This window comes from Priestia sp. LL-8 (assembly GCF_036227845.1).
GTDB lineage: Bacteria > Bacillota > Bacilli > Bacillales > Bacillaceae_H > Priestia > Priestia zanthoxyli.
In genome coordinates, this window is record NZ_JAZAQH010000001.1 from 2,656,971 (window position 1) to 2,670,173 (window position 13,203).

Consider the following 13,203-nt stretch of genomic DNA (forward strand, 5'->3'; position numbering starts at 1 on the left):
AACTTCCTACTTGTATCTATTGAGTTAGAAAATTCGACATAAAAAAGCAAGAGCTCCTTAAAGGATAAACTCTTGCCTTTTTTCTTATATCTTCTTTGCCATATTCACATAATCAATCGTTTCTTGCTTGCTAACAGCCGCGTGCTTCAGCTTTGGATTATAATAGAGCTCGACTTTTATATTATTGATTTCACAATCATCTGGCATATCCTGCAAATCCGTTAAAAACGGCAGCAAGTGATTGTTCATATCGTATTCAAACGCCCCATTTTGCAAGTAATACACCTTTGGCACATAGTTAATATGGCGAAAAAACTTCACTACGTTGATTCTCTCACCGTATGAGGCGATCACTTCATCTTCTGTCAGGTTCGGATAAGATAAATTAAACACTTGCCGAACCGGCGTTTTCAGCCACTTGGTCAAGCAAGTCTGCGGATTGTTGACAAGCGCTTTTGCTCCTTTTACGTACCCTGCTAAAAACATCGACATAAAGCCGCCGCCCGATGATCCGTAAAATAGCACATTAGACGAACTCACCTGTACTTTTTTCATGAACTTTTCAATTAAAACCGCAATGTCTTTTAAATAAAAACGAGCGCTTGTCCCTTGTCCCCACGCAAGCGACACCTTTCCTAAATAAAGCGTAGGATCGTTATAGTAAATAATTGAATCTTGGAATTCATTCATCCACGAATGGCGCTGAAAATATGGAGGGCCTGCAGGCATTTCCTGACTTGCCCCTCCTCCTGAGCCAAACACAAGCAAATGAGAAGACTCTTTTTTTAACCTGACTAAAAACTCAAACAGCACTCCGTTCCACTCGATTCCTACTAAAACGGGCTTATCAAACGGCAGCTGAAGTTCATCCAGCTTTTCATACGTACTAGTTATTTTTTCATATTGATCAAGCAACAGCTCTGCAACTCACTTTCCTTAAAATGATCTGTCGTATGCGTCTGACATTGATCATGGCTCTGTAAAAAAGAACCTGTTACAGTGTATGAAAATCAGTGGACAAATGTTTGTACACGTTATCAAAAATAGGCCTTACCTACAGATCCTCCTAGGCTTCTGTCACGAAATAAAACTCTTCACATACGATACAGCATCATAAAAAATTCAAGGATAGGAGCTGGAGACCCTTGTCAACGCCCTATATGGATTACAATAATCCAAACGTACAATACTTTTCTGATGTGAATAAAAACAGACTTAATACGCGAAACGATCAAAATTACATTAACCGATTAGGCCGGGATGTGCTCAACACATTAGGAAACGTATCATTACTTGATATTTACTTAAGCAAAAGCCGCGTAGTCGAACCGCACTATCACCAAAATGCCGCTGAGCTAGTCTACTGCATTTCAGGCTCAGCCGTCGTTTCATTAATCAATCCGTTTAACAATGAAGTGACAAATATTCCGATTACTCCCGGTCAAGTAGCTAATATCCCTCAAGGCTGGTGGCACTGGGAAATTGCGTCTGAAGACAATACGCATTTACTTGCCATTTTTGACGCTCCTTATCCGGAATACATTTTTGGATCTGATATTTTAAATAAAACGCCTATTGAAGTCCTTGCTCACACGTACTGCTTAGATCCGAAGCAGCTAAAGAAAACGCTGGCTCCGTTAAAAAATCAAACCATCGTGATTGGACCAACGGACAAATGTGGAGAAAAAGAACACTATAAAAAGAAAAAACAAGCCGGACCCCCTCACCACGAGACTCCTCCTTATACGTATCCTCCGCCTCAAAATTCTTATTACTCTCCTCAAAATCCCTATCACTATCGATATTGGTAGAGACAAAAAAACCCGCTGCCAGTGCAACGGGTTTTTTTAACGAATACATAACGTTATTAATCTGTATATGTACTGTGAAAAGCGGCTTCAATATATGCAACTTGGAAATGATAATGTCCAATTAAATATTTCACAATATCCACTTGATCGATTTTGCCAGGCTTATCGACCATCGCTTCTTTCACCATTTTTTCAAATGTACCTTGATCAAATTGTTCTTCATGAACAACAATTGTTTCAGAGTACGTTTCGCCTTGCCCTTCTGAAATGCGGTAGTAATACAATTTCTTCACCTCAATTTATCTTAAGTGTATGTATACCCTTAACTACTCATTTTAAAACATTTTTTCAGCGTTCTTTTTCTACTTTACGATAGGCTGCGGCTTTTGCTTTTACAAGCAGCCTTGTAACCCAGTACGCCACTAGCGTTATCCCTATATCAATCAGAAAAATATAGAACAAGCTCATTCCTTTTCCTGAATCAATAAATTTAAAATGGTGTTCAAGGGGCGCCAGTCCAAATGAAAAAACAGCGCTCAGCAGAATCGTATACAGATAAAAATTCTTTTGGTGATTCGTACAATATTGATAAAGCAGCAGAAAGCCTACTGGCAAAATAGAGGCGGTAATATTCGTTGCGTTCGGAAGCAGCGGCGTTAAGAAAAACGTGTGCGTTAAATGACCGCTTCTACCAAGTGCAATATCAATATATGCCCAGAGCATATGCACTGTGTAACCGAAGAAAAACACCTCAAAGATCCTCGTCCGATCTACGGTAAAATACAACAACACAAGAGGAAGAACGAGCGAAGCAACCACCACCCAAAACTGCCAGTTTCCGAAATCTGAGTACTGATGCCAATACGACGATAATAACTCCTGCAGCTTATCGCTTTGTTCATGTATGTTTCCCCAGTATTGTTTATAACTCACTGAAGCACCCTCCTATATAGAATCTCTGCTTATGTATGTACGAATAAGCTCGATTTTATGCAGAGAAACATCGAAAGCAGCCATTTATTGCTTGCTATCACCCAAATAGGTCACCGGGAGTTCATGCTCAATGACTTTACTTGCTTTTCGATTAACAACATACGCTTTTGCTGTAGGCCTTGAGCTAACTGATGTTAATAGCTTCTCATCTTTAAAATGCAGCGCGACTCCATCATCTACAGCATAGCCTGCTTTGATTTCCCCGCTTGCCATTAACTCGTGATACGAAGGTCTTCGATTGCTTTCTCCGTCGTAGTGAGGACAGTTGCTTCCCGTTAAAAAACCTAAGCAGTCGATATTAGACAGTTTGTCGTTCATTGAATCAGTGACGCCTTCTTCAAACCAGCAAAGTGAACCTGCGCTTATTCCTGCTAAGATCACTCCTTTTTCATAAGCCTCTTTTAAAATCGTATCAAGTCCCCATTCTTTCCATAAAGAAAGCATATTTCTTGTATTACCGCCGCCTACATACAAAATGTCGTGCTGCAGCACATATGCTTTTAAATCTATAAAGTTTGGTGAAAACAGCGATAAATGAGACGGTTTGCATACCAACTTCTCAAACGCTTCATAAAACCTTTCTATATAATTATCCGCATCTCCGCTGGCTGTAGGGATAAAACAGATTTTCGGCACATCTGTATGAGCTTGTGAAAGTATGTATTGATCCAGCAGCAAGTTATCCGGTTCCATCGAAAAACCTCCGCCGCCCATGGCTATAATTTGTCTCATTTCAATCATTCCTTTCAAAAAAGTGATATAGAAAATGTAAATTCATACTATTTCAAACAAGCAGTTTTCCGTATAATGGAAGAGTAAAAAAGGTGGTGCAAAGCTCTTGAAAATAGTACGAACACTTTTACTAATACTAGGCATTTTTATTATTTTGTTTTGTATCTTTGGCTATATCGATTATAACGGTCAAAAAATGGAACTAGGAGCCAAACAAGAAAAAAACATTCCTTCTTCCATTAACACTAACGGGGGAACTATTAAGCTATCTGCTGTAAGCGAAAAATACGATAAAACGCAGTTTGGCTTTTTTGTTATCCAAAACAATTCGACGCATACCTTAACAATTCCTTATGAAAATACGGCGGATCACTTAAAAGACGGCAAGTGGTACGAAGTTGTGCTAAACGGATTAGAGTTTCCTGATAAAACCGTCACGCTAAAGCCAGGGAAATCACTCAAACTAGATATCGCAACTCCTAACTACAAGGTAGGAAAATACCGTTTTGTACAGCACTTTAAAGATGAAAACGGAAAAGAGTATGTGTTAGCTGCTCCTTTTGAAATCGTTTGGCCGAGTCTTAAAAATGTTCTCGGACAGTTTGATTAAAGGTAAAAAGAGAGATTTAGAAATACCGAAATTCATCTCACCTAAAGACGAACAAATCGGGTGAATGATTAGTATGAATCACTTGTTACCCCGCTGTTGATTTCCGTGCAAGACTTCGCTTTCCGCGGGCGGCCGGTGAGCCTCCTCGTCGCTTTCGCTCCTGCGGGGTCTCACCTATTCCGCTTCTCCCGCAGGAGTCTTCATCTTGCCCTCCAATCCACAGCTAGAAGCAGCTACGTTCACTATAAAAACAGAAAAAACGAACGGTTAACAAATAAACCGTTCGTACATTACTTCAACTTATCTTTGCCTCTCTTTATCAGCTCTGATTTAAAATACGAAGCGTAACTTGCTTTGTTCCGACTTTTACCGTCTCTCCGTTTTTGATGGCTTCTGTCACACTGAGACTGTGCAGCAGAAGATTTTCTTGAAGCAGCGTTTCAAACTTCGCAACGGCTTCCTTCACTTCTTCGTCTCCGCTAAGCTCCAAATCGATACGTAAATTCACGGGTAAGTCCAGCTTTTTGCGATAGTCTTGGACCGCTCGAATTACTTCACGAGCGACTCCTTCCTGCACGAGTTCTTCGGTTAACGCCGTATCCAACATCGCAGTATACGTGCCGTTTGATGCAACCGCAAAGCCTTCTTTTGGTACTTTTTCAACAAGTACCTCTGCCGTTTCAAGCGTTAGGTTTTCTCCTGAAGCAAGCGTAACACTCAGCTTGCCTCGTTCAACAAACTCTTTTCCTTGCTCTTCTGAAAGGTTCTTTAACGCTTGGTTGACCTCATTCACTTGTTTTCCAAACTTCGGTCCAGCCTGTTTAAAATCCAGTTTTAATACGTATGAAACAAGCTTGTCGTCATCTTGCTCCACGTTAAAGTTCTTCACATTAAGCTCATCTTTGATGACGTCATGGTATGCTTCCCACTCTACATCTTCTTCCGTTACCACAAGCGAAAGACTTTGCAAAGGCTGCTTTACTTTTAACGAATGCGTATTTCGGATGCTTCGACCTAGTTCAACTACTTGAAGCACCGCTGCCATTTCTTTTTCGAGCTTTTCGTTCACTTTGTTGGAGTCATACACAGGATAGTCTGCTAAATGAACGCTTTTTCCTGTCAGATTTTCATGAACGTCATCCGCAACAAACGGCGTAAACGGTGCTAACAGCTGACTAAGCGTGACTAACACTTCATGAAGCGTATCGTAAGCCGCTGCTTTTTCTCCATCCATCTCTTCTGACCAAAAGCGATCGCGAGAACGTCGTACATACCAGTTGCTTAGCTCTTCAATAAATGCCGCGATTTCACGAGCGGCACTTGTAAATCCGTAATCTTCAAGATGTACTGTTGCGCGCTTGACCGTGCTGTGTAAACGTGAAAGAATCCACTCATCCAATTTTGTTTTTTTCAATTCATACGTTTGCTTCGGGTCATAGCCGTCAAGCTTAGCGTACAGCACGTAAAAGCCGTACACGTTCACAAGTGTATCAATGACTTTTGACTTCGCTTCCTGCACGACGCGCTCTGAAAATTTCTTCGGATTCCACGGGGCACTGTCTGCTAAAAGCGCCCATCTAAGCGCATCGGCACCAAATGTATGAATAAGATCAACAGGGTCCAGCGCATTTCCTTTACTTTTAGACATCTTTTGACCGTTTTCATCTAAGACGTGACCAAGAGACAAAACGCGCTTATACGGTGCTTTTCCTGTAAACAGCGTTGAAACTGCCATCAGGCTGTAAAACCAGCCGCGCGTTTGATCAATTCCTTCTGCGATTACGTCTGCTGGAAACTGTTTTTGAAACAGCTCGCTGTTTTCAAACGGATAGTGATACTGCGCAAACGGCATCGACCCGCTGTCAAACCAAACGTCAATGACTTCCGGCGTTCGCTTCATTTCTCCGCTGCAGACCGGACACGTCAGCTGCACGTCATCTACGTAAGGCTTATGCAGTTCAATGCTGTCATCCACGGAATGTGACGCATGTTCCTGAAGCTCTTTGATGCTTTTCGGGGCTACTTGATGCTGGCATGCTCCGCATTCCCATACGTTCAGCGGCGTTCCCCAGTAGCGTTTTCTGCTGATGTTCCAGTCCACCATATTTTCTAAAAAGTTGCCAAAGCGGCCGTGCTTGATATGATCCGGGTACCACGTCACGCTTTCATTGTTTTTCAAAAACTGTTCCTTTAACGCCGTCGTTTGGATAAACCAGCTTTCATTTGCGTAATAAAGAAGCGGCGAGTCGCATCGCCAGCAAAACGGATAGCTGTGCTCATGCTTTTCTTTATGATACAGCACGCCTTCGTTTGCTAAATAACGTACGATATCAACGTCGCAGTCTTTCACGAAACGTCCTTGAAAAGGCGGCACTTCAGACGTGTACTGTCCTTTTTCATCCACTACGTTCACAAATGAAAAGCCGTTTTCTTTTACAACTCTGTAATCATCTTCGCCGTATGCAGGTGCTAAATGAACAACTCCTGTTCCGCTTTGGTCCGTTACGTAATCAGCCGTTACGACTTCATGACCTTTTTCAACGTTCACAAAATCAAACGGCGGCTCATACGACATCCCTTTTAACTCATTTCCTTTATGATGAGATAAAACGCTATATTCTCCTTTTAACACTTTGTCTGCGAGCGCTTCTGCCACTATATACACGCTGCCGCCTTGCTGGGCGCGAACGTAGTTCATCTCTTCATGCACCGCAAGCGCCACGTTTGACGGAAGCGTCCAAGGCGTTGTCGTCCACCCTAAAAAATACTCATTATCGCGGTTTTTCACTTTAAATTTCACCGTTACCGTTAAATCTTTTACATCTTTATACCCTTGCGCTACTTCATGCGAACTCAGCGACGTTTGACAGCTCGGGCAGTAAGGTGATACGCGGTGGCCTTTATAAAGAAGTCCTTTGTCATGAATCGTGCCAAGCACGTTCCATACACTTTCAATGTATGAATTCTCTAAGGTGATGTAAGGGTCTTCCATATCAACCCAATAGCCAAGCTGCTCCGTGAACGTGCGCCATTGTTTTTCATACACAAACACACTTTCCTTACACTTGTTGATAAAAGCTTCTACCCCGTATTTTTCAATATCATGCTTCCCCGATATCCCGAGCTGCTTTTCAACACCGAGCTCAACCGGCAGTCCGTGCGTATCCCAGCCTGCTTTTCGAATCACTTGATGCCCCGTCATCGTCTTATAACGAGCCACCACGTCTTTAATCGTCCGGCCTAGCGCGTGCCCCACGTGAGGCAAACCGTTTGCTGTCGGAGGCCCTTCATAAAATACAAACGAAGGATGCCCTTCTCGGTTTTGAACCGACTGCTGAAACACATTTCCTTGTTGCCACTGCTGCTGAATACGCTGTTCGCGCTCTTGCGAAGACTCCCTTACATTCACTTCTTTCATGTGATACCACTCCTTTTAAAGTTAAAAGCACACAAAGAAACCCGTCCCTATGACTAGGGACGGGTTTTAAACCGCGGTACCACCCTGGCTTCTATTGATCCGTTCATCAATAGCACTCAGCAACGTACAATCATACGCGTTCTTTTTAACGGTAGACTACCGTTCAAACTTACTTACAGTTCAGTTTGACTTCTCAGAGAGGATATTCCCCTGCAGCTTGAACACCGGCTTTCAGCTATCACCGGCTCTCTGTGAAACAAACTTGCAGCGTACTGATTCTCTTCAACGAATTTGTGTGCTTTTATTAGTAGCTATTGTATGCGGTTTGGAAGGGAATGTCAATGTTTTGAAATACTTATTGAGCTCAAAAGGGTTAGATCTAAGTTATTTTGTTTCTGCACTTAACATTTGATCGATTTTATTACGCGCTGTTATCCCGTTCTTATCTTTCCATTCAGAAGTTCCACTGCTTCTTCGCTGTGTCACAAACACTGCCGCAGCTGAGATAGAAGAAAAAATTTGATCTTGTACCAGCACGTATCTACCATCTTTTATTTCTAATACACCGTTTGCTAAGAAAGTATTAATATGGTCTTGGTGCCTTTTAAGTTTAGGTCCTTCTAGCTGTTGTTCGCTCGCAAGCAAAGCTCCTTTATAGACAAGAAATCCATCGCTAACATATTTCCCGGTCGCATACGCATCTCGGCGCTTACAATATAGAACGTCCTCTACTATTACTGATTTTATATCTTTTGACAAATGTGTCTCAACTTGAACAACCTTTTCTATCGCTTGCTCTGCTTCAATCTTTGGTATGTCACCAGACTGTACAGCTTCGCTTTCATATTCTATTCCATTTGAAGCATCCGCAAAAATTGAAAAGCCTAACCCACCAAGTAAAACTTTAATAACATTAAAAATATCTGTCAGGTCGTCTCGTCTAAATTCACGCACAAACGGTTTTGTGGGAACGGTTTGATTAATATCATATGTACCAGAGCGCATGGCTGCTAGATAAGACATATGTTCTAAGTATTTTACATCAACTTTATCTAATTGATCTTGAGAAGCATTAGAGACAATTAACACGGCCACATCCCAAAAACTTTTACCTGTTGATGGACTAGCATGCTGTCTTAAACGTTCATATCCCACTTCTGCCTCTCCAATATATGTCTCTTTATCTTCTCCAAATAAAAAATAAATGCCGGGCTTTTCTACTTCGCTTTCACCCTTTAAATCTTTCAAACTATTTCTGGGAATGAATACAGCCTGTATCGTTGTATTCGGCACCTCAGATACTTTAATCCCATTTGGATCTTCATCGTAAAACCAAGTCTGTATTCGTTTCGCACCGCTTTTTCGTAGCATCTTTCTTCCTCCGTCTATATCTTCTTGAACGTATTTTAACTGACATTACAATATGTAAATCACTTCCTAATTATAGACGCAGCAATCTATCATTCACAAAAATTAATTTATATCACCTGCTTGATATCTAGCAGGTCCCCTAAATACTTCTCTAACATGCCACCCAAGAAAATCTTCACTCGGCTGATACGCCGGATGAATAGGATCTCTAAGCTTTTGCCCGTGAAACTTCATAAGCCATTCTTCAAATCCATTCGTCCCGTGCGCTTGAGTTGCCACTAACAGCTCATTATGATCTGAAAAAGTAAAAACTCCTCGATCAAATAATTTATGATGCATTGAACATAACGCGATTCCGTTACTTTCAATATCTGGCCCTCCCGCTTGATGCCACTTAATATGAGCGGCCTCTACACCAACTAAATTATGTCCAAGACGAACGTTAAACCCACAAACAGCGCAGCTATATCCGTAAGCTTGCAGAATTTTCTCTCGAAACTTTGGATCTCTTCTTCGCTTTAACTGTGTTTCAAAATCCAAGCCTACGGCTCTTAATATATCTTCATGGATCGTATCCGGAAAATGTTCATTTAATAAAAATTGCGCGACGTCTTGAAGCAGCGTAGGATCATTTGCAAAAAGGTTATAAACATCCTGTCTAAAACCGCCTACTATATTTGTACTTAGTAAATATTTATCTGTAAAGCTACGCTTATCCACTGCTTCGCTTAGCTCCCATATTCCATCTCCTGTCAAACGAACAAAAGGATGCTCTGGATGGTAGGAACTCCGAGAAGGTCCAAACTCCATAAGCAGCTCTTTTAAAGGGATTTTCACCTCCCTATACGGCAGGTGCATTCGTTGCTTGGCCTGTAGCTGACCTAGGGCATACAGTATCAACAATGGTTTGTGCGGAGCTCGTTGATCCCTTTTTTTCCAGATGTTTAAGTTCTTTATTTTTTGTAGTACTTCTTCTCTGTTCATAAGCTTGCTTTAACTCCCATCTATAAAACTATTTAAAACCTTAGAGCTAAGACCGTTTTTGAAAAAGTATTAATAAATGTAAGTATAATAGCTAATTCTATTATATGACAGCATTAGATGGGCCAGTGAACTTTATTTACAGACGCGTTTACAAAACTCTACTTTAAGCTTTCTTACCCAAATTATTTTGTTCAAAGTATTCTTTTTTCATATCTTTTCTGCTTTTAAAACTTACTCGTCCTGTGCCTTTAATACATACGTTATATTAATCCTCTCATAAAGAAAAAAGCTCTCCAAGAAACATATAGGAGAGCTTTTAAAGGTTGCATACATTTTTTATCGTTGGGATTCTCTATATCCAGCTGCTTGTGCATCCGCTTCTGAACAGAACCAAACAATGTTATCTTGAGTTCTGTCATAATAAGCTCCGCCAGGTACGTGGTAAATTTTCGAGTTTTTGTTACCTTTGATTTGACCCGAACAAGACATATTAGACTGTTGATCATCACTCGGATCATTTTCAAATGGCTTATAATTTCCACTGCTGCTAGTAGAACTGCTTGTTGTAGCCTGTTGACTAGCTGCTTGTTGTTGAGCTTTACGCTCTGCTTCTTCTTTTGCCGCTTGCTCCTGAGCTTTACGCTCTGCTTCTTCTTTTGCCGCTTGCTCCTGAGCTTTTCGTTCCGCTTCTTCTTTTGCCGCTTGCTCCTGAGCTTTTCGTTCCGCTTCTTCTTTTGCCGCTTGCTCCTGAGCTTTTCGTTCCGCTTCTTCTTTTGCCGCTTGCTCCTGAGCTTTTTGTTCTGCCTTTTCTTTTGCCGCTTGCTCCTGAGCTTTTTGTTTTGCTTCTTCTTTTGCTGCTTGCTCTTCAGCTTTTTGTTTTGCTTCTTCTTTTGCTGCTTGCTCCTCGGCTTTTCGTTTTGCTTCTTCTTTTGCCGCTTGCTCTTCAGCTTTTTGTTTTTTCTCTTCTTTTACTGCTTTATCACTATCATTCTTTTCAACTTTTTGCTCGCTGCTATCAGCACCATCTTTTTTAGATGCAACAGTGACGCTGTTTTGCGAAGAACTTATTTGAGTTGAAGCAGGAGTAGATGTTGATTCTTCATCACTAAAGATTCCAACAATAAATAAACAACTAAGAATTAAATATAGATAAGAAAATAATACACGTTTTCTTGTTTTGACTTTAAATTTAGGCAATACCCATTTTGGCTTTATTAATCCAACAAGGAAACCTATGATGCTTAGAAGGAAAAGGAATAAAGATAGTCCCGTAATAAAATTATGAGTAGATGCTGGTAACAAAGCATTTAAAATAAATAAAAGAATTAATGTATAAACAGTCGAAGCCACAAACATTTTCCAACTTGTCTGTGAACGATATCCTAATACTTTAGTCCAGACAGGTCTTTTTACTACGTTAACCTCCATAGAAGAGTGGTTACGAATAACTTGCTCTACTTCCTTTCCTTTTACTTCTATTGTAATATCCCTATTTTCACCATGACCGACAAATGTAAATGCTGATTTTGTAATGCTATGGTCAATTGTAACGCTAGAGAAATCAGCCCATTCATACCGCTCAATTAACATTAAATTCTGTTCAGCGTTGTTGTTAAATTCATAAAAATTCATACCTTTATCGTCTACTGACGAGTAGCATACATTTGAACTTTTTTCCCCGTAATTAGCTTTTGATACTAGCAACAGCTTATTCTGACTATTTGTATAATCGTTCTGTATATAAGCTTTTGCAATTGCTTCATTGGATTCTTTTTGGTTCTTATACCTTGTCTTAGACATTTTGACCTTTCCCTCACTCTTTCTTGATTCCTTACACTAAAAATAGATAAGTTAGTGTGGACCTACTAATATTCGATTCATATGCAACTAATCTATCTTACAATAAAATGTTGTATAAACGGGTATTATATTTCCTTTAATTTCTTTAAAAGGGCTATTTTAGATTTGACCTGCACTTATAAAGGGAATGAAAAGATTAAAAGAAGGAACGAAATGTTATGAGTATAATATTTTCAGCTTCATTTCCATTTTCATACTCTTTCTTGTTCTTATTTTTGTAATTAAGCAAGGAAATGTTCCTTATTAACAACATCTACTCAAATAAAACCATCGGCTAAGATTTAGCCAATGGTTTTATTTGTGGGGGTCTTTATTTATTTTTAAGAATGTTCATCTGCATAACCCGGCTCCTAAAGGATCAGTAAAAGAGATACTCATACCTCTCCAACACATCAAATAAACATATACAGAATGATACCTCTATTGGGATTCGAAAGGAGAAATAACCTTTGACAAAATATAGAATTATAACCTTTGATGGAGGCGGTACTTTAGGTGCTTTAAGTTTACAACTTTTGAATAGATTGGCTTATCAAAACCCCAAGTTAATTAGTGAAACCAATGTTTTTTCAGGAAATTCGATTGGTTCATTTACTGCCCTTGCACTAGCAAGCGGAAGATCACCAGAAGAGACGTTTGATTTTTTTAAAGATCAAATCTTACCGGCATTCAGTGTTTCACGACCGGGCGGACCGGTTTTTAACCAACAAGTACCCTATTCTGGTTTTATTAAAGCCATACGAACGTTTTTCCCCCGAGACCTTCGCCTTAGAGACTTAAAGAAACGAATTGTTGTGCCTGCCTTTCATTTGTTTGCACCGGAACTGAATCGTTGGAATCCTGTGTTATTTCACAACTTTCCAGGTTCTCCTTATCTTAATGAGAAAGCTAGTGACGTAATACTTAGGAGCAGCGCTGCTCCAGCAACGCAAAGAGCTTATCAAAACTACGTGGATGGGTATACAGTAGCAACTAACACCAGTACAGCTAGTATCGCGTTTGCAGTGGGAAAAGCAAAGCAGCCGTTGGATCAAATTGCCGTATTATCCATCGGAACAGGTGAGCAGCCCACTCAATTAAGAAGAGATACCAAGGGATGGGGAATGGTTAGTGCCGATAACATACGACCAGAAGATATGGAGGACCTGCCGCCAAATTGGGGAGTGCTTTTAGACCGGTCTCCAAATGAGCCATTGCTGCCGTTTCTTCAGATTATCTCTGGTGGATCGAGCTACTATGAATCAATGGTCAGCTCTGAGCTTTTAGGCGATCAGTTTTTCCGGTTAAATCCGAGGATTCCTAATTTCTCTAAAACGGATCCTTCAGTGGTACCCGCTCTTATTTCAATTGCTAATAAAACAAATTTACGACCGGCATTTCATTTTATCGAGAAAAACTGGTATTAATATGATCGTACTTTAGAT

The 13,203-nt window shown here is 40.4% G+C and carries 11 protein-coding genes and 1 other annotated feature; of the genes, 3 read left to right on the plus strand and 8 right to left on the minus strand.

Annotated elements, in window-relative coordinates; all coding sequences use genetic code 11:
• Positions 1-84 precede the first annotated feature (84 nt).
• Entirely contained in the window at positions 85-915 is an 831-nt protein-coding gene (locus U9R83_RS13540) for a glycosyl transferase family 2 (protein WP_140450988.1), read from the minus strand.
• Between the two features lie 230 nt (positions 916-1,145).
• On the opposite strand from U9R83_RS13540, the gene U9R83_RS13545 reads away from it, so the two are divergent.
• The gene (locus U9R83_RS13545) at positions 1,146-1,811 is read left to right on the plus strand and encodes a cupin domain-containing protein (protein WP_208733398.1); all 666 of its coding nucleotides are present in this window, start codon (positions 1,146-1,148) and stop codon (positions 1,809-1,811) included.
• A gap of 56 nt (positions 1,812-1,867) precedes the next feature.
• Here U9R83_RS13545 and U9R83_RS13550 read toward each other — a convergent pair whose 3' ends face one another.
• The 3 genes from U9R83_RS13550 to U9R83_RS13560 all read right to left on the minus strand — a co-directional run bounded on the left by U9R83_RS13550 (position 1,868) and on the right by U9R83_RS13560 (position 3,536).
• Entirely contained in the window at positions 1,868-2,104 is a 237-nt protein-coding gene (locus tag U9R83_RS13550; protein ID WP_223546060.1) for a hypothetical protein, read from the minus strand.
• 55 nt (positions 2,105-2,159) lie between these two features.
• Positions 2,160-2,744, minus strand: a complete 585-nt coding sequence (locus U9R83_RS13555) for a hypothetical protein (RefSeq protein WP_155010091.1) — start codon at positions 2,742-2,744, stop codon at positions 2,160-2,162.
• An 84-nt stretch (positions 2,745-2,828) separates the two neighbouring features.
• Positions 2,829-3,536, minus strand: coding sequence for a Type 1 glutamine amidotransferase-like domain-containing protein (locus tag U9R83_RS13560; protein WP_208733397.1), 708 nt, complete (start codon positions 3,534-3,536; stop codon positions 2,829-2,831).
• A 106-nt stretch (positions 3,537-3,642) separates the two neighbouring features.
• On the opposite strand from U9R83_RS13560, the gene U9R83_RS13565 reads away from it, so the two are divergent.
• A complete protein-coding gene (locus U9R83_RS13565) occupies positions 3,643-4,146 on the plus strand; it encodes an immunoglobulin-like domain-containing protein (protein ID WP_140450992.1) in 504 nt (167 codons plus the stop codon).
• A 319-nt stretch (positions 4,147-4,465) separates the two neighbouring features.
• Here the strand turns inward: U9R83_RS13565 and ileS are convergent, their stop codons facing one another.
• The 4 genes from ileS to U9R83_RS13585 all read right to left on the minus strand — a co-directional run bounded on the left by ileS (position 4,466) and on the right by U9R83_RS13585 (position 11,719).
• Positions 4,466-7,564 (minus strand): isoleucine--tRNA ligase, encoded by a 3,099-nt coding sequence (gene ileS / locus U9R83_RS13570; protein WP_140450993.1) that lies wholly within the window; start codon positions 7,562-7,564, stop codon positions 4,466-4,468.
• Between the two features lie 52 nt (positions 7,565-7,616).
• Positions 7,617-7,859: a binding site (T-box leader), on the minus strand.
• Between the two features lie 89 nt (positions 7,860-7,948).
• On the minus strand, positions 7,949-8,935 hold the full coding sequence (locus tag U9R83_RS13575; protein ID WP_014459725.1) for a GIY-YIG nuclease family protein: 987 nt from the start codon (positions 8,933-8,935) through the stop codon (positions 7,949-7,951).
• Between the two features lie 102 nt (positions 8,936-9,037).
• Entirely contained in the window at positions 9,038-9,919 is an 882-nt protein-coding gene (locus tag U9R83_RS13580) for a phosphorothioated DNA-binding restriction endonuclease (protein ID WP_014459724.1), read from the minus strand.
• Positions 9,920-10,255: 336 nt separating this feature from the next.
• Positions 10,256-11,719, minus strand: a complete 1,464-nt coding sequence (locus tag U9R83_RS13585; protein WP_328575273.1) for an MAP7 domain-containing protein — start codon at positions 11,717-11,719, stop codon at positions 10,256-10,258.
• Positions 11,720-12,228: 509 nt separating this feature from the next.
• Here U9R83_RS13585 and U9R83_RS13590 point away from each other — a divergent pair.
• Positions 12,229-13,185: a patatin-like phospholipase family protein gene (locus U9R83_RS13590; protein ID WP_014459721.1), complete on the plus strand. Its 957-nt coding sequence runs from the start codon at positions 12,229-12,231 to the stop codon at positions 13,183-13,185.
• Positions 13,186-13,203 lie beyond the last annotated feature (18 nt).